This window comes from Gardnerella sp. c23Ub_4 (assembly GCF_055804115.1).
The window spans coordinates 14549-37832 of sequence record NZ_JANUYO010000002.1; the positions used below are offsets into that span (position 1 = coordinate 14549).

Genomic DNA, 23284 nt, shown 5'->3' on the forward strand with positions numbered 1-23284 from the left:
TTATAACCACCCCCTTAGGTAGGAAATATCAAGCGTGCCTGTGCCTTGAAACGTAAGCGTCATATCATCTCCGCGTGTTCTAAGTTCAGGGAAACGAGATACGCCTTGTTTTAGACTGTAGGTTTTTCCGTTAAAATCAACGCTTATCACATTTCGTGTTTTATTAGTAAATTCAGGTATAAGCGTCATATCAAAATCACGGATAAGCCTTACTTCTTGTCCTTCTTTAACCTGCACGTTTTTTAACGTGTACACGCCACTTGTTTCCATGTCCAAAACACTGTGCTTATAAGGGTTTAGCCTGTAGTTAAGCGTAATCATTTCATAGTTTTTATCCGATTTAAAATCACTTACCCACACTCGACCCTGATAGTAAAAGGAAGATTCACTGTCCAATACAAGTGTTGTTTTAAGACCGTGAACATCACGTTTAAGCCTCTCGTAAGCTTTCTGCCACACACCTTTATCTGCGACAATAAACTCAAAAGAACCTTCACGCATCTCGTATAAAACTTCACCCGCTAAGCTTTCCGTAAGATCAAAACTTCCCAGTCTTCCCGGCACTTCCAGATAGCTAAACCTTGGGGAGGGTAGATTAACATGTGGTTTAAGTGTTGGAACTAAGCCTAAATCCTTAAAACTATGTAATTTGCCTATCGTCATCCCATACACTTTTACCACCCCCTTGTTTTTCTTGTTTGAAGCTTGAAAAGCTCACTGTCCATCTTGTTTGCAATACCGCCTACAAGCTCGCCTGAATCAAGCACAATACTCTGGTTGGAAAACTGTGGGAAATACGCGTCCATAATCGCTAGAATCTGGTTCATAACACTAAGCATTTGCGTGTTTGCTCCCGCACTCATATTCTGCAAAGTATCAAGCCCCATAATCACCTCAGGGCCTTTCTCTCCGCCGCCAAGCAAGTGCCCGTTTTTCTCACCGAAGATAGTCGCCCCGTTTAACAGCATTGGCTTATCCATTGCCTTCTTATACCAGTCGATAGCAAGATACGGTACAGACGGTGGTGCGAGTGAGAAGTGTCCTTTAATACTAAAATGAGGCAGTTTAATATGAGGAAGACTAAGTCTAATACCTGCAAAAAAGCCTGTTATAGCGTCAACTACCGCTTTAACCTTGTTTTTCGCCGCTTCAATCGGAGTGATGATAGCGTTTTTAATACCATTCCAAATTGATACGGCCGTGTTTTTAATACCGTTAAATACGTTGCTTATCATGCTGGACACAGTGTTAAACACTGAAGAAACCGTATTTTTAACCGTGTTCACCACGTTTGTTATAACACTGCAAATTCCATTCCATATCGTTTCAGCCACTGATTTTATACTGTTAAAAACAGAGGTTACAACACTTAAAATCGCATTGAACACGCTCGTAAACACACTGCTTATAGTGTTTAACACGCTTGTTATAAACGACATAATCGTGTTCATAACACTTGTTATTACACTGTTTATGGCTTCAAGCACACTGCTTACCGTGGTTTTAATCGCATCCCATGCGCCTATAATCACGTCTTTATAGTTTTCCCAAATAAACCTAAACGGTAGTGTGATAAGCGAAAAATAGCCTTTGATAAGCTCTACGATAAACATGAGTGCTACCGTGAGCACGTTTTTGATCGTATCCCACACACCGGTAAAAACCTGAACTAAGCCTTGCCACACGTTTTGGAAAAACTCCGAGATGTTTTGCCAAATACTGCTCACGCTCTGGCAAACACCCTGCCACAGGTTTTTAAACCATTCGCTTATAGCACCCCAGTTTTTAATAATCGCAATAATCGCCACAACCGCGGCAATAATCGCCGCAATAATACCGATAATAGGAAGAAGTGAAACGTTTAACGCTCCAAACCCAACAGCCGCTGTTCCGGCTGCTGTTCCTGCTGCCGCTGTTCCTGCCGCACTGGCTCCTCCTGCCACACCTACCGCAGTAGTGGCTGTGGCTGTTCCTCCAAGAAGTCCGATAAGACCTCCCAGAGCAGAAGTGATTGTTCCAACAGCACTGATAATTTTCCCGATCACAATGAGCACAGGACCGACTGTTGCCGCAATAAGCGTGATTTTTACTATCGCATCCTTCATTCCCGGAGACAATCCATTCCAGGCTTCGCTTAAAGACTTCATACAGGAAGCGAACTTTTCAAGCATAGGCTGTAAAACCGTTGCAAGAGAACTGCCAAGATCTGCTCCCACGATTTTCAGACTATTCATCGAAGTCTTAAACTTATCTATCGGATCAAGCGTTTCGTTAAACGTTTTCTCCACACTGCCGGCATTATCTTTAAGGGAAGTACCAAGCTCAGCAAAAGACAGCGAACCGTTTTTACACGCCTGATAAATAGCCGCACCTGCACGCTTACCAAACAGCTCGTAAGCTACTTTTAAACCTTCAGTGTCGCTTTTCGCATTCACCATACTGTTTTGAATATCCTCTAAAGCCTGTTTCATAGGCGTGCCTTTAGCTGTAGCAGCAGCCAATGCTTTAGTAAGAGCGGTCATAACCTGTGACGTGTCAGCACCGGACATTTCAACATTACCTAAGAAATTAGCAGCATCAGATGCACTAAACCCGAGCTGCTGTAAGGAGGCACTGTTAGTCACCATGGTTTTAGCAAGCGTATCCATGCTGACACCGGTACGCTGACCGACTGCGTTCATCGTATCAAGTAAAGCCCCGGCATCCTGTGCTTTAAGCCCAAAAGCAGCCACAACTTTCTGCGTGTTATCAACAGCCGTGGAAACATCCATGTTGTTAATTTGAGCAAATTTAATAAACCTGCCTGACAGGTCTTCAAGGCTTTTACCTGTTAAACCGAATCTGGTGTTCACCTCGCCGATAGCAGCACCTGCGGTTTGAAAATCAGTAGGAATACTGGTAGCAAGATTTTTCATGCTATCTTGCATATCTTCCAGTGCTTTTCCTGTTGCGCCTGTTTTAGTAACAATCGTATCCATGCCCGCATCAACTTCGTTAAACGCGGCTAAAGACGCAGCTCCAAGCCCTACAATTGGTGCGGTAACATGCGTGGATAAGCTTGTACCGACCTGGGCTGTTTTCTCACCGGCACTTTTAATTTTATCCCCGGTTTCTTTCATAGAAACTGCTAACGCTGAAGGGACTTTCTTTGCCTGCTGTTCTAAATTTTTAAGATTCTGCTCGGTTTCAATAATCTCACGCTGCAAAGCATCATACTTGTCTTTACCGAGATCCCCGTTTTCAAGCTGTACTTTAGCCTGCTTATCCGCCTGTTTTAAAGCGTTAAGTTTCTCGGAAGTGTTTGCTATTTCCTGCTGCAACAACTGCTGTTTTTGTGCTAAAAGTTTAGCGTTGGACGGATCCAGTTTTAACAGCCTGTTTACGTCACGAAGCTGAGCTTGCGTGGATCTGATAGTCGTATTCACATCTTTTAACGCTTTATCCAAGCCTGTGGTATCTCCACCGATTTCAACGGTAATACCTTTAATCCTGTTTGCCATAACTTCACCTCCTTTTTCTCTTAATTTAGGTATGAAAAAAGCACCCGTAACAGGTGCTTTGCTAGTTTTAATTTAGATTTAATGTTTGGTTACTTTAAAGCATCTCTGAGTTCTTCTTCTGAGTATCCAAAAGTATAATCTTCATCTCCTCCATTTGATGCCCAAATTAGAGCAGCATCATCAACATCAATAGATTCATTACCTATGCCATCGAACTCATCATCGTCATAGACGATATTATCTTCTGTTACATCATTTTCAAAACCACAATCCTTACAAATCCAAGTCCCAGAAATCGTGGTGAAGTTTGGCTGATTGTTCATGAATGCACCGCAACTGTCACAGTTCCAATCACAACCTAAATCTTCGTAAACACTGTCATTATTAATGTTGGCATTAGCATTTTTACTAAATAATCCACTAAAGAAACTCATGCTAGTATCTCCGGCACTTAATGTAGGTGTTCCTGGTCTAATTTATCTGACCATTTTTCTTCTAAAACTTCTTTTAATTTCATTTTCAATGATTTTGAAACTGGATAACCATTAATCTTGCATAGAATTGATTCTTTGGTTTCTCCTTTTTTAACGAGTTCTTTAATTACTCCCTCTAAAATTTTTCCAAACCCGTACTCAGCAATAGATTCCATAATCAATCCAACAAAAGCTAACGTTACAATTCCACCCAGAATTCCAAAAGGTCCGATAGCACATAATGCTGTAGTAATTGCGGCAGCACCAGTAAATCCTGAAGCCTCAATTGCCACAAGCAACATAAGTCCCGGAACTCCTAATGCTGCGATTTTTGACACTACTTTATCCACGATAACTACCTTTAACAATATTCGTACATAAATAGATTTTATTAATTGTAGTCCACAATATTGCAATGTCGATACTATTTTAGAACCTGTCGAATTCTGCCTGGCTTGCGAGCTTATCGTATTTCACACTATCGTTTGCTTTCTCCGTCCACATGTCTAAAATCATGCCGATGGTTAAAAGATCCAGCTCGTAAATACTTATCCCGATTTCTGTGCATCTAAGAAGAAATAACGCGGTTGTCATTTCTCTTGTAGTTGACGTAACTTTTTTTAGATTGAACCTGTGTTCGTAAATTCGCACCCCAAAGCTCTAAAATTTCAGGCAGCACCTCGTAGATAGAAAACATTTCAAACTCATCGAGCCATTTTTCAATCGTTTCAGGAATCGTGTTATCCGCATGGTAGGCCATGATATAGGCTACGTTTTCAAAAATCTCCAGATCATCAATCTCAAACCCGGTGCTTTTACTCTTATACGATTTTTCGAGTTTAGAAAGATCCTGAAAAATATCACGCTTGAATTTGATGCGATACAGTCTTGGAATAGTGGCAGAAGAGCGAAACTTCACGTCTTTGCCACCGATTTTTACTGTTTTTTCAATCATACTCACTACTCCTTTTACTTAGGTTTAACCTCTGTCGTGTTTTGAGGAACGTACACGCTCTTATACCAGTTAGCGTAAGTTTCATCAGATGTCGTATCTCCGCTACGAGATTTCACAAGCCCATCTTCTCTAGGATCAGCCGTAAGCGAGAGTGTTTCCGTACCCGGTTCTATCGTGTCTTCCTTAGTTTCCGAAGCAATAGACGGCCTTGAAGCCGAGCAGTTATAAAGCACATGGCGGATTGCTTTAACATCACCGTCAAACTCAAAAAGAAGCGCGAACTTTTCCGCTTCACCGGTAGTTGCTTTTTCTACCAGCACACCGTTTTTATCAAGTTTTTCTTTTAATATTTCCGTTCTAAACCATTCAGGTATAAGAGCCATTTCCAAGTCGCCACTGTAACCGTTGTTAGCAGTCGACCTGAAGTAGACAATCCCGTCAGCGTAAAACGGTGAGGATTCACCTTCCGCATCAAGGCTTATGCTCACAGCCCCCGGAATCGGCTTAGGTGCATCATAGTTAAAACTTCCGCCTGCGTCTTTTTTAAGTTTTGCCGCGTACACGTTTTTAAGATTGTATTTAACCTTGTTACCCATTTGTTGTTACCTCCATTTCAAAAATGTAGAGTGTTTCATAAAGTTTTTCCGACTCTATGAACGCTTCTGTTTTGTTATAAAAAATGCCGTGCCTATCAAGCACGGCTTCAACTTTTTCTTCCACATTAGGATTCTTATAATCTGTGTATAGTTCGATATGAACTTCGTTTGCTTTAAAATACGTTTTCCCGTCTGCCGCAAAATTACTGCTTGCAGGCGTTAGAAACAGAAGAAACGGTGGAGAAGGGGACTCTCCTTCAGCAAAATGGTGATAAGCAAAAGGAAAACCTATCTCTCGCATGATGCTTAAAAGTCTAGTCATGTTCTATTGCCTCCCTTATTTTTTCTTCGAAACTTTTAACCGCTTTTTCTTCCGCAAGCTTAATGTGTGCTCTTGCTTCCACGCGTCCGCCACCTCGTTTAGCATGCCCGTACTCTAACAAGTGTGTAAGCTGATACTTGTTTTTTGAGTGAACTACCAGTGTGAGAGCGTTTTCTGTTTCTTTAACAGTTTTCACCGCCCAACTTTTCGCATACTTACCCGTGTGTTTCGGAGCAGTGTTTTCTATATCTTCTTTAACGGTTTTACTCACGTTTTTAACTGCTTCTTTTACTTTCTCACTCGTAGTATCAGCGTAAGTTTTAAGCTCTTTTATTATCCTGTTTGAAAGATTATCCACTCCTGTTTTGCTCACTTTTTACACCTCTTACAGTGAAGTTTCAGGCTTTTCTTCTTATAATTCATGTGGTCAACACCTAAAATCTCATAAACCGTATCACGGAAAACAACACGATACTTTGTCGATGAGATTACAGCTGTTTCTTTCGAATAGCGGATAGTAAAATCTATTTTTGACTCATCCCACACGTTTCCCGCCGAAGTCTGCTCAGATGGACTTTCAGCACTCACCGTGGCGTAACACTCGTAATATTTACTCCACTTAACCTTATGGTTACCAACCTCATCAATTTCAACACTGTTTTTAAGCAGCACAATACGCTCGTTTAATAAACTTATTCTCATTTAAAACCCCGTTTTTCTAACAGTAAAAAGCATCGAACGTAAAGTGAGCATAAGCGCGTGGTGGTCTGCTTCTTCCCGATGCTCATACAAGTAGCCTGTAGCATATAAGACTGCGAGCCGATACTCGTCAAAGTTTTCACTAATCAAACTACTATCGTTTTTACGAGCTACTCCCTGGCAGAGTTTTTCAGCAGAATGAATAAGGGTGTTGATAAGCTCATCATCTTCTTTACTATCCACCCTAAGATAGTTTTTTGCTTCCTCGACTGTAACTATCATCAACACCCCTCCTTAAACCATCTTTTTAGGCTGCTACGCTTGTTTTAACAGGCAGAATCTGTACTGCTTCTTTAAGCACGAGTTTGCCGTCTACACGCTCTTTAGCAACGAAACCTATCATGTCGTTTCCAGCGAAAAGTTCGGTAAGTTCTTTAAACGAGCGTGAACCGCGATCGCCAATGTTGTAGTACGAGTAGTCGCCAAAAGCTACCATGTTTTCAGGTGCGTAAGCAGACGTGTATACCGGGTATCCGAGAATCCTGTTCGGCTCATTATCCTGGTATGAAGGCTGCCAAACGTACGCACCGTTATTGTCTTTAAGTTTTCGTATGCTCGCGACTGTTTTATCGTTCATAATAAAACTCGCGTTTTTACGGTATGGTCGCCTCAAAGCGTGAATAAGATCAATCAGATCATCAGTTTTAATACTGGTAGTTTCTTTAAGGAACGTGCCGCCGTCTTTCTTGTTGAAAATACCAGTTGGTTTTCCCACGCCATCCCCGTTAAGAAAAGCGTCTTCCTCAGCGTTAGCCAAAGCCATGCCGAAGGATGTGAGAAGATGATTCTCGAGGTTAAACGCATTATCATGCAAGAGTTCTTCAGTAACTTTTACCGCAACGTGAAGCTTATGAGCGTCAAGCAGGATTTGCGCGAACTTGGAATCCCCAAAGTTAAGGCTTGCGCCTTCTTCAATCCAAGCTGCTGCAGGATCGCTCATCGCAATATTAATCTTATGCTCTCCACTAGTGGTAATCGTGGTAGCAAGAGAGCGAATAATGTTTTCTTCTTTCAACGTTTCAATCAGACGATTATCGTATTCTTCCGGCACAAGATACCCGCCGTCAGCGTCCACGCCTTCCTGCAACACGTTATCGACTCGTTTAAAATTACTTCTAAGAACTGTAAGCATCGCCTGCTTATACTCGTCACGCGCACGACCTTGTTTTTCAAGGTTCACACCTGTTTTCATAGGTTTTGCAACAATCGCCTCAGATGTTGGTTTTGAAAGCTCCTTATCCATTTTTTCCATCTGCTCCAAGCGTTCAATTTCCATACTGTAAGCTTTCACTTTCGCTTCCATCTCATCATAGGTTTTCGCGTCTTCTTCTGAAATAAGCCCGTCCTTGTCACGTTTAGACTCAAGGAAAGCTTTCGCACCCTGCCAAGCCTTGTTACGTTTCTCAACCATGTTTGAAATAGTGTTCATCATGTTTACCTCCAATTTTTGATTAAAAAAAGACGATCCATAAGATCGTCTGCACTAATATTGTTTGTTTCCTTACCGCTTATCCGGCAGGCTTTAGATATTTTTTCCAATAACGTGTTTTGCACGCTTGCTTTCGAATACAATGTTGAAACTTGTGGTATGCCAATATCAGTGGTTTCACCTCTAGTTAAAACACCGTCCGCGAACCCGAGTTCTACCGCCTTGTTAGCATCCATCCACGTTTCCGAATCCATTAAATGCGAGAGTTTCACACGGTTAAGCCCTGTTTTAATCTCGTAAGCGTTAATAATGGACTCTTTTACCTCATCAAGCATTGATATTGCTTTTTCCATTTCGTTTCTGTTGCCAAAAGCAACCGTCATAGGATTATGGATCATAAGCATTGACACCGGGCTCATATAAACCTTTGTTCCAGCCATCGCAATCACTGATGCAGCCGATGCTGCAATACCGTCAATTTTGACCGTCACACAACCCTTGTAATCCATGAGCATGTTATAGATTTGTGCCGCAGCCACACAATCGCCGCCTGGAGAGTTAATCCACACGGTAATATTTCCACTACCCGCGTTTAACTCGTCTTTAAAAAGTTGTGGTGTAATATCATCATCAAACCATGATTCTTCAGCAATCGTACCGTTAAGAAACAGTGTCCTCTCCAATATTTCATTTGACTCCTGATTTTCCTTTTGGTTTTTCCACTGCCAAAACTTCCTCATCACCTTTTTCCTCCTTTCCGCTACTGTTTGCGAACGCTCCTGCACGGTTAAGCGGGAGCATGTTGCCGTTAATCAAATACAAGTCACCGCCTTCACAGGCTGGAATCTTATCCAAGTTTTCTAACTGTCTAATATCGTTTGCGCTCATCCAACCGTTTTGACGAGCGGTAGCATAACCATTCATACGACTCTGATAGTCTCCTCGAAGAAGACCATCCACGTTAAACTTCACATAATAAGTTTCTTTCTCCTTATCAGTAAAAAGCCGCCTCGTAATAGACTGTTCAAAACGCGCCACCCAAGGATCAAGCGTGTATTTAACAAACTCCAACGACTGCTGCTCAATATTAGAAAAACTTGATTTTTCCAAATCACCAACCATGTGTGGTGGGACTCTAAAAATACGAGCGATCTCGTTAATCTGAAACTTACGAGTTTCAAGAAACTGTGCTTCATTAGGCGAAATAGAAATAGGCGTATACTTCATGCCTTCCTCTAAAATCGCTATCTTATGCGAGTTAGAACCCGAGAACCCCTTATTCCAACTATCCCTCATACCAGACGGATCTTTTACTGTACCGGGGTATTCTAGAATGCCGCTTGGTGTAGCACCGTTAGCGAAAAACGATGCACCATACTCTTCCGTAGCTATAGCCATACCGATAGCGTTTTTTGCCATCGCAATAGGCGAATAGCCAACAAGCCCGTCAAAACCAAGACCGGGAATATGAAGCACGTCAAAGGGTTTAAGTTTCACACTCGTTTCTTTACCCGCTAAAACATCACTATCATTTAACGTATACTCGTAAAAAATTTGACCACTCTCATCCCGGTCAACTCTCATACGATCAGGCATCAAAGGATAAAGCCCTAATATTTCGCCTTTACCGTTTCGAATAATCTGCGCGTAAGCATTACCCCATAACAGTAGATGCGTCATCAAGGTTTCTCTAAACACAAAGCTTGTCATCTCAAGATTCGGCTCATCATGAAGCACCTTATACAAAGGATGTTTAACCGCTTTAGCCGTACCAGTACTCGTGCGCTCATACACGTGAAGCGGCAGACTCGCCACCGCCTCAGACAGGATACGCACACACGAGTAAACCGCCGTCATCTGCATCGCCGAACGCTCATTCACCCTCTTACCCGAAGAAGACGTACCCATTAAGAAACGATAACCGCCGCCTAACATCTTGTTTTCAGGCTTATCTCTTGATTTAAATAGTCTGCTAAAAATGTTCATTGTCACCTCCTACATAAACAAAATCCCGCGATTGTCATACACGCTTTCCGTATTCTGGTTACCACACCTGATTGCTCGGTCAAGTGCCATGATGGTGGCGATTGCACCGTCTATTTTCTCGGTTGATTTTTCCTTATCGCATTTAATGTTTCCTGCAGGATCGGTGCGGATGAAAATGTTGTCCATGTTCCAGCGAAGCACCGGATGCCCTGCGTGTGCGATTTTCTGCTCGAGTGTAAGCTTCATAAGCTCCTTGGTAGGAGGACTCATGTCCTTGAATCCCTGTCCGAACGGAACCACGGTAAACCCCATGTTTTCAAGGTTTTGCACCATTTGCACCGCACCCCAACGGTCGAAAGCAATCTCACGAATATTGAAACGTTCACCTAAAGTTTCGATAAATTTTTCAATAAAACCATAGTGAACAACGTTTCCTTCCGTAGTTTTAATAAACCCTTGTTTTTCCCACACGTCATAAGGCACGTGGTCCCGTTTCACACGCAAACTCAAGGTTTCTTCAGGCACCCAAAAATAAGGTAGGATACGAAACTTATCCGACTCATCTAAAGGCGGAAACACAAGCGAAAAAGCCGTAAGATCAGTGGTGCTTGAAAGGTCAAGACCCCCATAGCAGACCCTGCCCTCGAGTTCTTCCTCATTCACCTGAAAACCGCAAGCATCCCACTTTTCCATCGGCATCCAACGAATAGCCTGTTTCACCCACTGGTTAAGACGAAGCTGACGGAAAGCATTCTCTTCACCAGGATTTTGCCTGGCTGACTCGAAAGCAGCCTTAACTTTCTCCATTTGAACCGTCACCCCAAGAGAAGGATTAGCTTTCTTCCACACCTTAGGATCCGTCCAATCATCCGAATCTTTTGCACCATAAATCACGGGGTAAAAAGTTGGATCAATTTTCCTACCCTCGAGAATATCCACTGCTTTCTGATGCGTCTCATAGCAGATCGAATGCGTATCCGTACCAGCCGTGGTAATCAGAAAATACAGTGGCTGCATGCGAGCATCCCCGGAGCCTTTAGTCATCACGTCAAACAGTTTACGGTTAGGCTGCGTGTGAAGCTCATCAAACACAACACCGTGAATGTTAAAACCGTGTTTAGAGTAAGCTTCAGCCGACAACACTTGGTAGAAGCTGTTAGTTGGTAGGAAAATAATACGTTTTTGCGAAGCTAAAATTTTAACCCTACGATTAAGAGCCGGACACATTCTAACCATGTCCGCCGCCACGTCAAACACGATTGTTGCCTGCTGACGGTCCGCCGCACAACCATAAACTTCCGCACGCTCCTCATTATCCCCACAGCATAAAAGCAGTGCCACTGCCGCAGCAAGCTCACTTTTACCCATCTTCTTAGGTATTTCAATATAAGCAGTATTAAACTGACGGTAACCATTCGGTTTCACCACGCCAAACAAGTCCCTGATAATCTGCTCCTGCCAGTCAAGGAGCTTAAAAGGCTTACCAGCCCACGTTCCCTTCGTGTGTGTTAAACATTCGATAAAACTTACAGCATAATCCGCTAAATCCTTACTATACGTTGAATCTTCTTTTTTAAACTTAGTAACCTCGTACGCTTGCAACTTAAGCTCCTCCTTTCTTTAGGCATAAAAAAAAAGACGCTTTCAGCGTCCACATCATTTCTTATCTTTCCTACGAGAAACAGGGCCTTAAAAGCCCCGCTGCTTTTAATAAAACTTCAGTTTTTAGTTTCTAGCGTCAAGGATCATTTCTAAAGCCTCGTTCGCAAGCTTGCTTGTTGGCATAATATCCCAGCCTCTATCGTAGTTTGCGATAACCTTGTTATTGTTTTTCAAAGTAAGCTTGGAAATTCGCCCCTGGTTAATCCCATATTCGCTTGGCTCTTCAAAAACCTTCATGCTGTAGCTTACAACCTGATTCTCTACTTTAAGCGTATCTTGTTCCCACATGGTTTTTCTCCTTTGCGTCTGTGCTTTTTGTTAGTACTATATATCACTCTAAAAGCACATAATAGCAAGTCATAAATGAGAAAAAATCGCAGGTAATTCCACGATTTCTCTTTGTTTTTCGCCAATTTTTCTTTTTAGTTCCTTGCCTGTTTAATCGCTTGATAGGCTTTTTGAATATCCTTGTCCAAGGTTTCAGCATCCGCAAACAGTTCAAACTCCGTATCGTTTAGTTTTCCTTCACTTACCTTCCAAAGCTCCTCGTGGGCCTGCTCAGCACAGGTTTTTGCTGTTTGTGCAATATCGAGCATGCTGATAGCCGAGCTAATTTTCCCTTCTTCAGCTTTTTTGATTGCGTTTAGAGCGTAGCGTCTGCAGGCTTTAACTTCGCTTGTAAGTCTTTGTAAGATTTCTTTTTTCATAGGTTTCTCCTTTGCTTCTTTGCTTTTGCTGATACTATATATCACTCTAAAAGCACATATTATCAAGCAATAAATGAGATAAAACCGCTGGTATTTCCACTAATTATTGTTCTTACAAGTCGCTAATTTTTCGGCATTTATCCACGCCATAAACAACGCTTAGCCCGCTTCCTGTTTCCCAAGAAACCATGATTGAACCCATATCATCAACACCTCGTACTCTGCCTTTAGTGCCGATAGGAGGTGCCTGAACATCATCCATTAAGACAAGCTCTACCACACAACCTGTCGGATAAGTTTTTCTCAGCTTTTCAACCTGTTCTCTACTTAATGTTCTCATCATTCACCTCTTTCGTTTCTAAAAGCACATGAGCCTTCTAAACGGGAAAGCAGAATCTTTCTATCCTTTTTAAACTCATCGCCTATAAACCCAAGTCTAAGAAGAAAACATCTGAAAGCATACTTATCGTTAACCGGCTTATGCTTAGTTTCATTCACATGTTTTACTTCCAAACTCATTTTGCAAAGAGCCAAAATAAGCTTCATGTAAGTATCCATATGGTCTTGGCTTACATCTTTAAACCAGGGAAAACTAACTGTTTCATCGTTTTCTTCTATTTCAAGGCTTGTCACATCGAGTGCTTTTTTAATTAAATCACCCTTGTTTTTGATGATTTTTCTAAGCTTAGTCACATCCAGCTTATCTTTTGGAAACTCGAGCGTAAGCATGCGCGTGCTTTCATCTTGTGTTTTAGGAAGGCTTATACCATAGTCACCCTCAAGTATTTGTTTTAGATCCTTTAGGTCTTCATCATCCGCAGATGTTACTGTCCCAGTTTTACCAACTGTGAAAGGACCTATCTTGTAAGCCATGCTGGGTGTTTTCAAATACGTGGCTTTAAGACCTGTTAAATCTTCTATTGCTTGTATGAGTGGTTTTCTTTTAGAACCTTTTAAACCATATTCTAAGCTCATTTTAATACCTCCTTTAGGTTTTCCCTTGTGTATATACATCACTCTAAAGAAGGTATTTAGCAAGTCTTATGCGCTATCTTTTCCCTGAAAATAAGCGATATTTGTAAGAACGAAATACACGCAGGGAAGCGCCACTCCGTTGCCCCACATCTTGTATTCCGCCGAATCAGTGTGGGGATTTTTAAGCCATTTGATTATCTGATTTTTACTTTTCGGCTTACAGGCGTTTGTGACTAGTTTTCGATGTGTTTCAAACACGTCCTGCCAAAAGATAAGCTCTTCATTGCTTGGATTTTCTGTTTGAAGATTATCACACCAACAGTCAGGAAAGCCCTGCAGTCTTGCGCATTCTTTCGGTGTTAAACGTCTAACCACATAGTGTTTATCCTCATTCATATCGTTTACGACAGGAGGATCTTTATAGTCACTTGCCACAAGCGTGTCTGTCATTTCCGCGCGAGCGTTTGTGTGATGCGAGTTTTTACTCGTAGAGTACACTATTGCAAGACCGCCTTGATTAGCTTCAGGGGAGTTTAGCCCTGTGTTAATTGTTCTTGCCAGTTTCGTTTCATACACTTTAGCACGCTTGTTTTTCGTGTTGAGTGATGTTAAACGAACGTCAAAACAGGTTTTATCACAAACCACAAAAGGCTGATTATTACCACCAGTTCCAAGACTTGCTCCTATGGTATTACTAATATCTATCGGTCCTTTAAATCTAGAGTCCTGTCCGTGATTTTCAAACACGAGCGGTGGATGGTTTCCCACGCTTGCTGTAAGCGTGCCGCTTTTGTTTTCAAACACGTCCATTCTGTTCCCGCCCTGATCGTTTAAACAGTATCTTTCGATTGATTCACCAGTGCCTGTTTCAAAATGTCCGGCAGTTTCTTGCCACGGCTTTCCGCTCGCCGTAAAATCCCCAGGCAGGCTTTCTTGCTCAAATAATATTTTTCCGGCACTTTGTCCATCAAAATCTGCGACAAGAAAGATACGTTTTCTTCTCTGGGGTACTCCGAAGTATGAAGCATCAAGTACCCGCCATGCGAGTGAGAAATCTTCTGCCATGACAAGTCCTGCACTGCTCCATTTTCCAGGTCTAGGAGCATTAAACGTATGTCCTTTGACAGCACAGATTTCTTTGATAACTTTCTCGAAGTCTTCTCCTTTATTTGAGGAAAACGCTCCCGGAACGTTCTCCCAAACGATATATCTTGGTTTTTGTCCACCTGTTTTCCTCCTCATCTCTTTAATAATCCGAATCGCTTCAAAAAACAGGTTCGAGCGAGAACCGCTAAGGCCTGCCCGTTTACCTGCAATCGACATGTCCTGACATGGGCTTCCAAACGTGATAATATCAACCGCTTCCACAGCATCGCCTTTAATCTTTGACACATCACCTAAATGTTTAACATAAGGCAATCTTTTAGTGGTAACTCTTATAGGAAACGGCTCGATTTCACTTGCCCATAAAGGTTTAATTCCTGTAAGCGTAGCCGCTAAAGGAAAACCGCCCGAGCCATCAAAAAGGCTGGCGAGTGTAAGTGTTTTACTCATCGCCAGCCTCTTTCATCATTTCAATTGCCTGCTCGTAGCTATACTGTTTCCCATCTCGTATAAGTACCACGTCTTCTGTTTTATCATCGTGAAACTTTATGTACCGTTTAACTGCAACGTCAATGAATTTAGGTTCAAGCTCCACTCCAAAGCAGACTCTGCCAATCTGCTCACAGGCTATAAGCGTGGACGCTGATCCTAAAAACCCGTCTAACACAACACTGTTTGTTTGCGTGCTTTGTTTAATAAGATAAGCAATTAGCGGCACAGGCTTACTGGAAGGATGCCCACATCCTTCTTCCTTCGAGTTTTTAATCCCATCAAATTCAAACACGGCTGTCTGTTTCTGATCACCATACCACTTATGTTTACCGTCTTTACGCCAACCGTAAATAATCGGCTCCATATTAAACTTCCAGTCCGTTCGCATCAGTGGAGCTCTCGGCTTTTTCCAAATCAAACCGGCTGCCACCTTAAAACCCGCGTCCTCAAAAGCATCATAGAAAACACGCGCTTTCATCGTTGCGTAAAATTCGTAAATAGACGCGTCAGCTGCCATAGAGTTTTTGAAGTTGGTAAAAACTTTCATTAAAAACTCGTAGCCTTCTTTATCGCTTAAATCATCATTTTTAATTTTCCCTGACGCGTTTTCAAGGTTCACGAAATAAGGCGCGTCCGTGCAAACAAGATTTACTTTCGTTTCACCCAGCAGTTTTTCAAACGTAGAAGAATCAGTTGAATCACTGCAAATAATACGATGCTTACCAAGTATCCATATGTCACCTGTTTTAGAAAAACAAGGTTCTTCCAATTCTTTTTCAACATCAAAATCATCATCACTCACGTCTTTATCAGCATCAAAAATACTGGAAAGCTCCGCCTCGTCAAACCCGAGAAGATCAAGATTAAAATCAGCTCCTTCAAGCTCCGACAATTCAACAGCTAAAAGCTCACTATCCCAGCCGGCGTTAAGTGAAAGCTTATTATCCGCAATAATATAAGCACGCTTTTGTGTTTCAGTTAAATGATTTTCTTTCACACACGGAACTTTTTTAAGACCCAGTTTTAATGCCGCGGCAAGCCTGCCGTGTCCTGCGAGAATCGTATTATCCTCAGCCACTAGAATTGGGGAGAGGAAACCAAACTCGCGAATACTTGCCGCTATCTGAGCTACTTGCGTCTCAGAGTGCGTGCGAGCGTTTCTCACATACGGGATAAGCTCACTTACGTCAGCCAAATAATACTGCATTTCTTTTTCCATAAGCTTTCCTCCCGTTAGAAAAGACCCCAGCAAGCCAGCTTTTCAAAACCACCCACCGAGTCAATGTAATCTTTCGCAATTTTCACAATCTGCGAATACGGTTTACCATCAACCATTTCATCTCCGATAGCGCAAGAAAACTCAACAACCCGTTCGGTTTCTTGTGCTTTCAAAAACGCGTAAATGTTAACCGACACGTCAGCTTTCGTAAGATCCTTACCATGAAGGCCGCCGCCCGTGACAGAATCAGCCATGTCTGACCCGAGTTTTCGGTTAACCGCTCCCGTATCCACGCTGATACCACCCGTCCAGTCGCCTAAAGGATTAACAAACGCATTCGGATAGTCTTTCAGTAAGTCTTCTCGTTTAGCGTGAGACTGGCAGATGATAAGCTTTTCACCATCAAGAACATACTTGCCGTCATACGGATACTTTTCATAAACCTTTCGAGCAATAGCCGAGAGTTTCTTCTGCTCGCCTGTTAGTGGTACGCCTTTAAAAATCCCGTTATCAGCGCAGCGAACCATACCATTCTGGTTTCGGCTTAAATGCTTATCCTGCGGCACAACCGTAATATCAATCTTTACTTTCCCAGGGCTTAAACGGTGGATAATATTTTTAATATCCTTAAACTTAAACATCACCGTGCTTTCAATGAACACGGCACACTTACCATGCCCGAGCATCACTTCAACAGCAATCTTCGGATTCTCATCCAGCTTGTAAGCCAGATCAACAATTGCTCCCGCAATACGATCCGAAACCTTGTCCGGGTGACTTGGATTTACTTTTTCTATCATAATTTTTTCTCCTAAATGTTTTTACGTGTAATAAGCAGGCGTTCCATTAAATCGTTTTGAGGTGAAACACCATCAAACTCAGTCGAACAGTTTTCTTTCACAATCTGGAAAATCTCATTCCAAAGCCTGACCGCCTGATTCATGTAGTTAATACCAATATTGATAAAAGGCGATGGTATCGGTTTTCCCGTGGTCGGATGCTTGGAAAGAAACCCGAGTTTACTGGTTACCTCCTCGCATTGAATCCAACGAGCACAGCTCATCGCATACCGTTCAATAAGAGGAGATGGCACTTTACTGCTAACACCAATGTCTTTTAGCCACTTCCATGTTTCAGCGAAAATTTCTCTAGCCTGAAGCTGAGTACCGTCTTTTTGCGTGGCGGATAAAAACTCGTGAGGCTGAGGCATTTCAGCACCTTCAAGCTCCGGAATATCAAGAACGCTTAAAGGCCTACCACCGGGGTTTCCTTCACTCGCTTTTTCAACAACCGCTTTCTTTTTACGCCCGGCACCTACGCGTCTGCCGCCACGACCGCCGATATTATTTGATTTTGTAGGCAAACTTTCCGCCTCCTTTCCGCATGAGTTTTAACTATTAAAAAATTTTTGTGTCTGATTTTGCCTATTACCCTTTTGAATATGCTGTTTTTGCACGCGAGACCCTGCGCCCGTTCCCCGGGGAATAGGTTTTTAGAGATTTTGACCGCCCCTGGGGTGGTTTTTATTTGTTATGCCAGCGATCTCCACGCTTAGCGTGAATTTTAGAGTGACAGGATTTGCATAGAGAAATAAGATTATTCCTCTCATGCGTTCCGCCTTCAGCAATCGGTTTAATATGATGAACCTGCTCAACAGGCACAAGCATATGGTTCTTAAAGCAAAGCTCACAGAAAGGATGCTCTCTCACATAAGAGTCCCTTATTTTCTGCCATGCTCTGCCGTAACGCTTGTGAGCATCATAAGGACGCTCGTATTTTTCGTAGCGCCGGTTCTCTTGTTTTAAGTGTTTCTCACAAAACCTGCCGTCAGTTAGGTTCGGACAGCCTTGATAAGAACACGGTCTTTTAGGTTTTCTTGGCAAGACTTATCCTCCCTTCGGGCATGAAAAAAGCCCTTTGAGATAATCTCAAAGAGCTTTTAACAAAATCATTTACAAAACTATATCACTATTTTCCAATTACATCGTTTAATACTTTCCAGCCTTTTTCACAAAAATTTATGTTTTCATTACATATAGTTTTTCCATTTTTCTCAATGATGATACTCGCCGCAAGGATACTATCACTATCTTGCTCAATAACATCACCATTTGCGGTTTTCCACTTTACTAGAATATCACTTTTACTTAATTTACCTTCAAATGGAACAACAATCCGATTTGGTTCGTCAAACTTACTATCAGAATAGGTGTTGATAATTATTTTATCTTTTTGCTTATATACATCTATGTAGTTATAGTTAGCCCTATATGAAGCTATTTTCTCTTTACTATCAATTTGAGCATTAAATGCATTATTATCAATACGATGCAAGAATAAGGTGATAAAACAAACGATAGCCACAACTATTGAAATACAAAATATCAGCACTTTCGCTTTTTTACTTATCTTATTCATACTCCACCAAATTCTAATATCTAACTTTACCTTATCATAAAGCAGATCCTATTCTCTTTCATGCATTCTATGCATCAGCAGCAACAACCAACCCTAATGTTACTAAGAATCCCAAAATACCTGTAATTAATACTGGAACAAAAGCACAAATAGCAACTACTCCCGCTACTGCTACACCTATTTCAACAACATCTTCAGGAATTTCAGGAACCTTTATTGTAAAATCACGAAATGTAATTAAGTATTTTACAATCACCGTTATATGTTCATCAACATCATCTAATGTTGGTAATAGATTTTCTGACATTACCTCAATAGCTAACTCCACTTGATTTGGAGAAATAACTTTTCCAGTGAATGCAATATCACCCGATTTTACTGATGCTGCAATATTTGCTATAGATTTTTGAATCATGTCTCCGCCCTTCATAATTCTAATATCTTTAGCAATTTTAGAAATTTTATTTTCACATGCAGCACTTAGAGAACCATCACTATTTAGTTCTATCGAAACGTTGTAGGAATTATTAGGCACTGTCATCAATTCTGTTACTGCTTCTACCGAGGTTTGAATACTAATAGTAGGCAGTTCAGTATAACTAAGAATAATTTCTTTATTATATGAAAGACCAAAACTAGTAAGCTGATTTAGCAGATGTAGAGGCTCTACTACATCATACACAAACTGTGTTCTTGCAATATTTACTTTGTCTTTTATATTTTCCTTTTCTAGTTCGCCTTTCGTCATTTTTGTTACACTATCAAATTTTGCGATACCTTTATCTCTTCCAGAATATGCATCTTTATCAAGAGCAAAAGTCGGTCTAGATTGGAAAGAGAATTCATTAAATTGGTCGAACGCCCAATTGTTAGGAATTGCATAACCTAAATTCCCACTAAAACCAGTAGACATATCCGCTACAAACGAATATTTAGCATATCCTGCTTTGCTTACTTTTGAGCAGATTAATCTTGGGCCATATACACCAACTTGGTATTTCTTAATATTTTCACAACTGTTGAATAGTAAACTTATCTTCTTGAAATACGGTAAAATCATGCTGTCCAGCTGATATCCATAAGCATCAAAATCAACAGCAAAGTATATTGTACTACCAGAAGGAATACCAATCCTTTTTGCAGCGGAAATAGCAACCTGTGCATCAACAGTTCCCTGGTTAGGATTCGCAAAATATTCAGGATAATATCCTCCATCTTGATAAATTGGAAATACGGAAAGACCAGCGTTTTTTATGTTTTTAATTTCATCTAAAGTTAGAGCTTTAGATGTTGACTTTCCAACATACCCAGTCAAATATCTTCCAACAATCTGGTATCCTGCCGCTTTTAAATCTTTAGCTTGTTGAGCATTTAGTACCGTTGCACAGTCACATGCCTTGGCAGCTCTGTCTGGATTGCCTTTACTAGTTAACAACGACATCCACGTGTTAACATCAAGTGCTCCGCTGACTGGAAGCTTATAGTCTTTCTGGAATTTAGTGAGTTGCTCAGCAAAATCATCATCCCAATTCTCATTTTGAAGACAATCATATCTAATACAATTAAGTACAGCTTTTGCTAGCCATACCCACTTACCATAGGAAGAAGCGTTTTGCCTGCTAATAGTTTTCAAATTACCTCGTGTACCATGTCCAAAATTACCCGTGGCATCATCAGGCGAATAGCCTTCTAACGACTGTAAAATTTGGATAAGTGCGGTATTCATTTCTCGACCATACAAGCCGTCACAAGGAATGATACCTGTATAATCCTTATAGGTTCGGTTAATAGTTTGTTGAATAATCCTAATAACGTCAATACCACCGTAACGCTTTAGTAAAACGAACTGCTGCATAGAAAGAAGAGCTTTCATTACATCAATTGTGACAGTAGAATCACCACCAATGCCCATATCATTCTTCAACTCTTTAATAGCATTCCCAGTACCACCATAAAAGTTTTGTGTAATATCATTACCAGTAGAGTAACCCTTGCACCATAAAGCACCTTGAATAATCGAGTAAACATTACTTTGCGACTTATCACTATCGGATTGTTGCTTAACACCATGTGGATAACGTTGATTAAATTTACGTGTTGTACCAGCACCAAAATTATTTGCTGTTGCTGTTATACCAAGCTCAATCTGCAAAGCACGAATAAGCCCATTAATTGTATCCCAACCAGTATTCCCATCAGTAATAACTGAACCAAACCCAGGCTTATCACCATAGGTTTTGTTTAACCATTGCTGTGTTAGTAATACCATCTGATCCATGTTGTGCCCTCCTTTTAGGCATGAAAAAAGCCCTGAAAGATTACTCTTCCAAGGCTTAGTATTTATAATTTTTGCTAACTATATAATACCATATAGAAGGCAGTGTCATCTCGTATCAGAGCGTACCAAACCGTACCATTTTTTCAGATTTGGATTAGATTATCTGGTAAAACCATGTGCTCTAACGCTTTACCATGCCACCTTATAATCGTCATTCTGCTAGCATGGAGTTCTTTGCCAATATCCTCCCACGTCATGTTACTCATGTAACGGTAGCGTAAAATCATCTGCTCATCCACGCTTTCAAGTTTAGAAATCACATCCAAAATCTGTTCTTTCAAACTGATAAGCAGCGTGATCTCCATGTTAATCTTTGCTTCTAAATCCATAACCCTTATAAGAGCTTTCACAAACGGAGCTTCTATACTTCGAGTCGTCTGCACATACTCTCGGTCGTATCTTAATGATGAAACACTTGTAGCAAGCTCACGTAGTCTTACTACTTCATCCATATCAGCTTTAATCCGCTTATCAAGAAGATAGGCTTGCCGTAAGTATTCTTTTTTGTTCATTCTTACCTCCATTTTGAGGTAAGTTCTCTCTAGAACCCCTTTCCCTCACTTCGTTAATTGATAGTCTTGCTTTAACCGATTCGATTAAAGCATCCTGCACTTTAGCCTTCATGCTTAAAGCCCTCATCACATCCTCATCAATCGTGTTCTTAGTGATAATGTGATGGATTACAACCGTGCCGGTTTGACCCTGACGGTTAAGCCTAGCGTTTGTTTGTTGGTAAAGTTCCAAACTCCAAGTCAGGGAAAACCAGATAAGAGTAGAACCGCCGGCCTGTAGGTTAAGACCATGACCTGCAGAAGCCGGGTGAATCAGTGCTACAGGAATCATGCCGGCATTCCAGTCAGCAATATCAGCACTCGTTTTAATCTCACGCACGTTAAAACGTTTCTTAATCCGCTCAAGATCATGCTTAAACCAGTAAGCTACAAGCACCGGTTTACCGTTAGCAGCCTCGATTAAATCCTCTAAAGCATCAAGCTTACGATCATGAATATGAACGCTTTCTTTTTTCTCGTTATAAACCGAGCCGCCTGCCATTTGAAGAAGCTTATTTGAAAGAGACGCTGCGTTAATCGCATCAATTTCTTTACCCTCCAACGACACCACCATATCCTGTTTCAGCTCATCGTAGAGTTTTCGCTCCTTACCGGATAACTCTACTTTCACCTCGTTTATCACACACGCCGGCATTTTCAAATAGTCTTTCGACTTCATCGAAATCGTAATATCAGCTATCTGCTTATAGATTAAACTCTCAGCACCATCTTTAGGCTTATAGGAAAAAATCATGTGCTGGTTACGCTTATCAGGATTAAAAAAGTTCTGCCGATAATACGTAATATAACGGCCTAGTCTTTCACCCATATCAAGCAGCCTAAACTCAGCCCACAAATCCATAAGCCCGTTAGAAGACGGAGTTCCCGTAAGACCTACAATCCTTTTAACTTTCGGCCTAGCCTTCAGTAACGCTTTAAAACGTTTCGCCTGATACGATTTAAAACTTGAAAGCTCATCTATCACAACCATGTCGAAATTAAACGGCAGGCCGCTTTTCATTATCAGCCACTCCACGTTTTCACGGTTAATAATATAAACGTGAGCAGGCGTTTTTAGTGCTTGAATCCGCTCCTTCTCAGTGCCCGTTACCACAGAATAAGTCAAGTGTTTTAAATGCTCCCATTTTTCTAACTCTAAAGGCCACGTAGTGTTTGCAACCCTAAGAGGAGCGATAACAAGAGTTCTGGAAACATCGAACGAGTCAAGCATCAGCTCGTTAATTGCTGTAAGACTTATCACACTCTTACCAAGTCCCATTTCAAGCAAAACTGCTGACACCGGGTGTGTGATAATAAAATCAGTCGCATACTTTTGATACTCATGTGGCTCGTATCGCATCAATCACACCTCCAATCTGACTTGTCTCATCAACCACGAAAACCTTAAAACCTAAAGCCTGTAAGTCTTTCATCCGTTTCACCTGTAAAACTCTAGGCTTTTTACCCGGTGCTTTAAGCTCGACAAAACCAATCTTGCCGCTGTTTAGTAAAACCAGTCTGTCAGGAAGCCCGTCAACAGAAGGACTCGTAAGCTTTAAACAAAGTCCTCCTATTGCTTTGACTTCACGGACGAGTTTTCGCTCAACATCTCGTTCTCTTACTATTATTTGTTGTTTTCTTATCACTGCTTCTTATCCTTTCTATCGGGACAAGGACGGACAAATGGCTAAAAATCCCTTTACGCGCGAATACACGTGTTACGTGTACGCTATAAGTAATAAATAAAGATTTTATTTAATATAGATTTTCATGTGTTGTCCGTCCCTGTTCGTCCAAA

The 23284-nt window shown here is 41.3% G+C and carries 28 protein-coding genes; all 28 read right to left on the reverse strand.

Annotated elements, in window-relative coordinates:
- Window positions 1–663, reverse strand: a complete 663-nt coding sequence (locus tag NYP67_RS04645; RefSeq protein ID WP_258003528.1) for a hypothetical protein — start codon at window positions 661–663, stop codon at window positions 1–3.
- Between the two features lie 11 nt (window positions 664–674).
- Complete coding sequence (locus NYP67_RS04650; RefSeq protein WP_473411233.1) at window positions 675–3500, reverse strand: phage tail tape measure protein; 2826 nt, start codon at window positions 3498–3500, stop codon at window positions 675–677.
- An 89-nt stretch (window positions 3501–3589) separates the two neighbouring features.
- The gene (locus NYP67_RS04655; RefSeq protein ID WP_415693783.1) at window positions 3590–3934 is read right to left on the reverse strand and encodes a hypothetical protein; all 345 of its coding nucleotides are present in this window, start codon (window positions 3932–3934) and stop codon (window positions 3590–3592) included.
- A 17-nt stretch (window positions 3935–3951) separates the two neighbouring features.
- Window positions 3952–4323, reverse strand: coding sequence for a hypothetical protein (locus tag NYP67_RS04660; RefSeq protein ID WP_415693784.1), 372 nt, complete (start codon window positions 4321–4323; stop codon window positions 3952–3954).
- A gap of 218 nt (window positions 4324–4541) precedes the next feature.
- The gene (locus tag NYP67_RS04665; protein WP_473411234.1) at window positions 4542–4928 is read right to left on the reverse strand and encodes a hypothetical protein; all 387 of its coding nucleotides are present in this window, start codon (window positions 4926–4928) and stop codon (window positions 4542–4544) included.
- Window positions 4929–4942: 14 nt separating this feature from the next.
- Window positions 4943–5524 (reverse strand): major tail protein, encoded by a 582-nt coding sequence (locus NYP67_RS04670; RefSeq protein ID WP_020757772.1) that lies wholly within the window; start codon window positions 5522–5524, stop codon window positions 4943–4945.
- Window positions 5517–5846: a hypothetical protein gene (locus NYP67_RS04675; protein WP_116691918.1), complete on the reverse strand. Its 330-nt coding sequence runs from the start codon at window positions 5844–5846 to the stop codon at window positions 5517–5519. The genes NYP67_RS04670 and NYP67_RS04675 overlap by 8 nt, the downstream gene beginning before the upstream one ends.
- Window positions 5839–6219 carry an HK97 gp10 family phage protein gene (locus NYP67_RS04680; RefSeq protein WP_020757774.1) on the reverse strand — a complete coding sequence of 127 codons (381 nt, stop codon included), beginning with the start codon at window positions 6217–6219 and terminating at the stop codon, window positions 5839–5841. The genes NYP67_RS04675 and NYP67_RS04680 overlap by 8 nt, the downstream gene beginning before the upstream one ends.
- Entirely contained in the window at window positions 6216–6548 is a 333-nt protein-coding gene (locus NYP67_RS04685; protein WP_473411235.1) for a phage head closure protein, read from the reverse strand. Before NYP67_RS04685 ends, NYP67_RS04680 begins: the two co-directional genes overlap by 4 nt.
- Window positions 6549–6827 carry a head-tail connector protein gene (locus NYP67_RS04690; RefSeq protein ID WP_473411236.1) on the reverse strand — a complete coding sequence of 93 codons (279 nt, stop codon included), beginning with the start codon at window positions 6825–6827 and terminating at the stop codon, window positions 6549–6551.
- Between the two features lie 25 nt (window positions 6828–6852).
- A complete protein-coding gene (locus tag NYP67_RS04695; RefSeq protein WP_473411237.1) occupies window positions 6853–8037 on the reverse strand; it encodes a phage major capsid protein in 1185 nt (394 codons plus the stop codon).
- A gap of 2 nt (window positions 8038–8039) precedes the next feature.
- Window positions 8040–8774 carry a head maturation protease, ClpP-related gene (locus NYP67_RS04700; RefSeq protein WP_081264724.1) on the reverse strand — a complete coding sequence of 245 codons (735 nt, stop codon included), beginning with the start codon at window positions 8772–8774 and terminating at the stop codon, window positions 8040–8042.
- A complete protein-coding gene (locus NYP67_RS04705) occupies window positions 8722–10020 on the reverse strand; it encodes a phage portal protein (RefSeq protein ID WP_473411238.1) in 1299 nt (432 codons plus the stop codon). Before NYP67_RS04705 ends, NYP67_RS04700 begins: the two co-directional genes overlap by 53 nt.
- A gap of 9 nt (window positions 10021–10029) precedes the next feature.
- Entirely contained in the window at window positions 10030–11622 is a 1593-nt protein-coding gene (locus NYP67_RS04710; protein ID WP_473411239.1) for a terminase large subunit, read from the reverse strand.
- 123 nt (window positions 11623–11745) lie between these two features.
- The gene (locus NYP67_RS04715) at window positions 11746–11970 is read right to left on the reverse strand and encodes a DUF7678 domain-containing protein (protein ID WP_014554466.1); all 225 of its coding nucleotides are present in this window, start codon (window positions 11968–11970) and stop codon (window positions 11746–11748) included.
- A gap of 134 nt (window positions 11971–12104) precedes the next feature.
- Window positions 12105–12389: a transcriptional regulator gene (locus tag NYP67_RS04720; protein WP_473411240.1), complete on the reverse strand. Its 285-nt coding sequence runs from the start codon at window positions 12387–12389 to the stop codon at window positions 12105–12107.
- 112 nt (window positions 12390–12501) lie between these two features.
- A complete protein-coding gene (locus tag NYP67_RS04725; protein ID WP_473411241.1) occupies window positions 12502–12732 on the reverse strand; it encodes a DUF4314 domain-containing protein in 231 nt (76 codons plus the stop codon).
- Window positions 12729–13364, reverse strand: a complete 636-nt coding sequence (locus tag NYP67_RS04730) for a virulence protein (protein ID WP_473411242.1) — start codon at window positions 13362–13364, stop codon at window positions 12729–12731. The genes NYP67_RS04725 and NYP67_RS04730 overlap by 4 nt, the downstream gene beginning before the upstream one ends.
- 66 nt (window positions 13365–13430) lie before the next feature.
- Window positions 13431–14918: a DNA cytosine methyltransferase gene (locus NYP67_RS04735; RefSeq protein WP_473411243.1), complete on the reverse strand. Its 1488-nt coding sequence runs from the start codon at window positions 14916–14918 to the stop codon at window positions 13431–13433.
- Window positions 14911–16179 carry a site-specific DNA-methyltransferase gene (locus NYP67_RS04740; RefSeq protein ID WP_473411244.1) on the reverse strand — a complete coding sequence of 423 codons (1269 nt, stop codon included), beginning with the start codon at window positions 16177–16179 and terminating at the stop codon, window positions 14911–14913. Before NYP67_RS04740 ends, NYP67_RS04735 begins: the two co-directional genes overlap by 8 nt.
- Window positions 16180–16193: 14 nt before the next feature.
- Window positions 16194–16979 carry an S-adenosylmethionine synthetase N-terminal domain-containing protein gene (locus NYP67_RS04745; RefSeq protein WP_473411245.1) on the reverse strand — a complete coding sequence of 262 codons (786 nt, stop codon included), beginning with the start codon at window positions 16977–16979 and terminating at the stop codon, window positions 16194–16196.
- A gap of 11 nt (window positions 16980–16990) precedes the next feature.
- The gene (locus tag NYP67_RS04750; RefSeq protein ID WP_032842293.1) at window positions 16991–17542 is read right to left on the reverse strand and encodes a P27 family phage terminase small subunit; all 552 of its coding nucleotides are present in this window, start codon (window positions 17540–17542) and stop codon (window positions 16991–16993) included.
- Window positions 17543–17702: 160 nt separating this feature from the next.
- Window positions 17703–17888 (reverse strand): HNH endonuclease, encoded by a 186-nt coding sequence (locus NYP67_RS04755; RefSeq protein ID WP_016815948.1) that lies wholly within the window; start codon window positions 17886–17888, stop codon window positions 17703–17705.
- A 259-nt stretch (window positions 17889–18147) separates the two neighbouring features.
- Window positions 18148–18597 (reverse strand): hypothetical protein, encoded by a 450-nt coding sequence (locus tag NYP67_RS04760; RefSeq protein WP_019260869.1) that lies wholly within the window; start codon window positions 18595–18597, stop codon window positions 18148–18150.
- 67 nt (window positions 18598–18664) lie between these two features.
- A complete protein-coding gene (locus NYP67_RS04765) occupies window positions 18665–20875 on the reverse strand; it encodes a glycoside hydrolase domain-containing protein (protein ID WP_019260868.1) in 2211 nt (736 codons plus the stop codon).
- Window positions 20876–21018: 143 nt separating this feature from the next.
- Window positions 21019–21447, reverse strand: coding sequence for a sigma factor-like helix-turn-helix DNA-binding protein (locus NYP67_RS04770; protein ID WP_116712584.1), 429 nt, complete (start codon window positions 21445–21447; stop codon window positions 21019–21021).
- Complete coding sequence (locus tag NYP67_RS04775; RefSeq protein ID WP_473411246.1) at window positions 21407–22846, reverse strand: SNF2-related protein; 1440 nt, start codon at window positions 22844–22846, stop codon at window positions 21407–21409. Before NYP67_RS04775 ends, NYP67_RS04770 begins: the two co-directional genes overlap by 41 nt.
- Window positions 22827–23132 (reverse strand): VRR-NUC domain-containing protein, encoded by a 306-nt coding sequence (locus tag NYP67_RS04780; RefSeq protein WP_473411247.1) that lies wholly within the window; start codon window positions 23130–23132, stop codon window positions 22827–22829. The genes NYP67_RS04775 and NYP67_RS04780 overlap by 20 nt, the downstream gene beginning before the upstream one ends.
- Window positions 23133–23284: the final 152 nt, after the last annotated feature.

Excerpts from the sequence above, each read along its gene's own strand:
- NYP67_RS04725 (WP_473411241.1), bottom strand. The coding sequence starts at position 12,732 with ATGATGAGAACATTAAGTAGAGAACAGGTTGAAAAGCTGAGAAAAACT.
- NYP67_RS04645 (WP_258003528.1), bottom strand. The coding sequence starts at position 663 with ATGACGATAGGCAAATTACATAGTTTTAAGGATTTAGGCTTAGTTCCA.
- NYP67_RS04720 (WP_473411240.1), bottom strand. The coding sequence starts at position 12,389 with ATGAAAAAAGAAATCTTACAAAGACTTACAAGCGAAGTTAAAGCCTGC.
- NYP67_RS04730 (WP_473411242.1), bottom strand. The coding sequence starts at position 13,364 with ATGAGCTTAGAATATGGTTTAAAAGGTTCTAAAAGAAAACCACTCATA.
- NYP67_RS04775 (WP_473411246.1), bottom strand. The coding sequence starts at position 22,846 with ATGCGATACGAGCCACATGAGTATCAAAAGTATGCGACTGATTTTATT.
- NYP67_RS04675 (WP_116691918.1), bottom strand. The coding sequence starts at position 5,846 with ATGACTAGACTTTTAAGCATCATGCGAGAGATAGGTTTTCCTTTTGCT.
- NYP67_RS04765 (WP_019260868.1), bottom strand. The coding sequence starts at position 20,875 with ATGGATCAGATGGTATTACTAACACAGCAATGGTTAAACAAAACCTAT.
- NYP67_RS04655 (WP_415693783.1), bottom strand. The coding sequence starts at position 3,934 with ATGAGTTTCTTTAGTGGATTATTTAGTAAAAATGCTAATGCCAACATT.
- NYP67_RS04705 (WP_473411238.1), bottom strand. The coding sequence starts at position 10,020 with ATGAACATTTTTAGCAGACTATTTAAATCAAGAGATAAGCCTGAAAAC.
- NYP67_RS04770 (WP_116712584.1), bottom strand. The coding sequence starts at position 21,447 with ATGAACAAAAAAGAATACTTACGGCAAGCCTATCTTCTTGATAAGCGG.
- NYP67_RS04735 (WP_473411243.1), bottom strand. The coding sequence starts at position 14,918 with ATGAGTAAAACACTTACACTCGCCAGCCTTTTTGATGGCTCGGGCGGT.
- NYP67_RS04665 (WP_473411234.1), bottom strand. The coding sequence starts at position 4,928 with ATGATTGAAAAAACAGTAAAAATCGGTGGCAAAGACGTGAAGTTTCGC.
- NYP67_RS04715 (WP_014554466.1), bottom strand. The coding sequence starts at position 11,970 with ATGTGGGAACAAGATACGCTTAAAGTAGAGAATCAGGTTGTAAGCTAC.
- NYP67_RS04760 (WP_019260869.1), bottom strand. The coding sequence starts at position 18,597 with ATGAATAAGATAAGTAAAAAAGCGAAAGTGCTGATATTTTGTATTTCA.
- NYP67_RS04695 (WP_473411237.1), bottom strand. The coding sequence starts at position 8,037 with ATGATGAACACTATTTCAAACATGGTTGAGAAACGTAACAAGGCTTGG.
- NYP67_RS04745 (WP_473411245.1), bottom strand. The coding sequence starts at position 16,979 with ATGATAGAAAAAGTAAATCCAAGTCACCCGGACAAGGTTTCGGATCGT.
- NYP67_RS04650 (WP_473411233.1), bottom strand. The coding sequence starts at position 3,500 with ATGGCAAACAGGATTAAAGGTATTACCGTTGAAATCGGTGGAGATACC.
- NYP67_RS04690 (WP_473411236.1), bottom strand. The coding sequence starts at position 6,827 with ATGATAGTTACAGTCGAGGAAGCAAAAAACTATCTTAGGGTGGATAGT.
- NYP67_RS04740 (WP_473411244.1), bottom strand. The coding sequence starts at position 16,179 with ATGGAAAAAGAAATGCAGTATTATTTGGCTGACGTAAGTGAGCTTATC.
- NYP67_RS04670 (WP_020757772.1), bottom strand. The coding sequence starts at position 5,524 with ATGGGTAACAAGGTTAAATACAATCTTAAAAACGTGTACGCGGCAAAA.
- NYP67_RS04685 (WP_473411235.1), bottom strand. The coding sequence starts at position 6,548 with ATGAGAATAAGTTTATTAAACGAGCGTATTGTGCTGCTTAAAAACAGT.
- NYP67_RS04700 (WP_081264724.1), bottom strand. The coding sequence starts at position 8,774 with ATGAGGAAGTTTTGGCAGTGGAAAAACCAAAAGGAAAATCAGGAGTCA.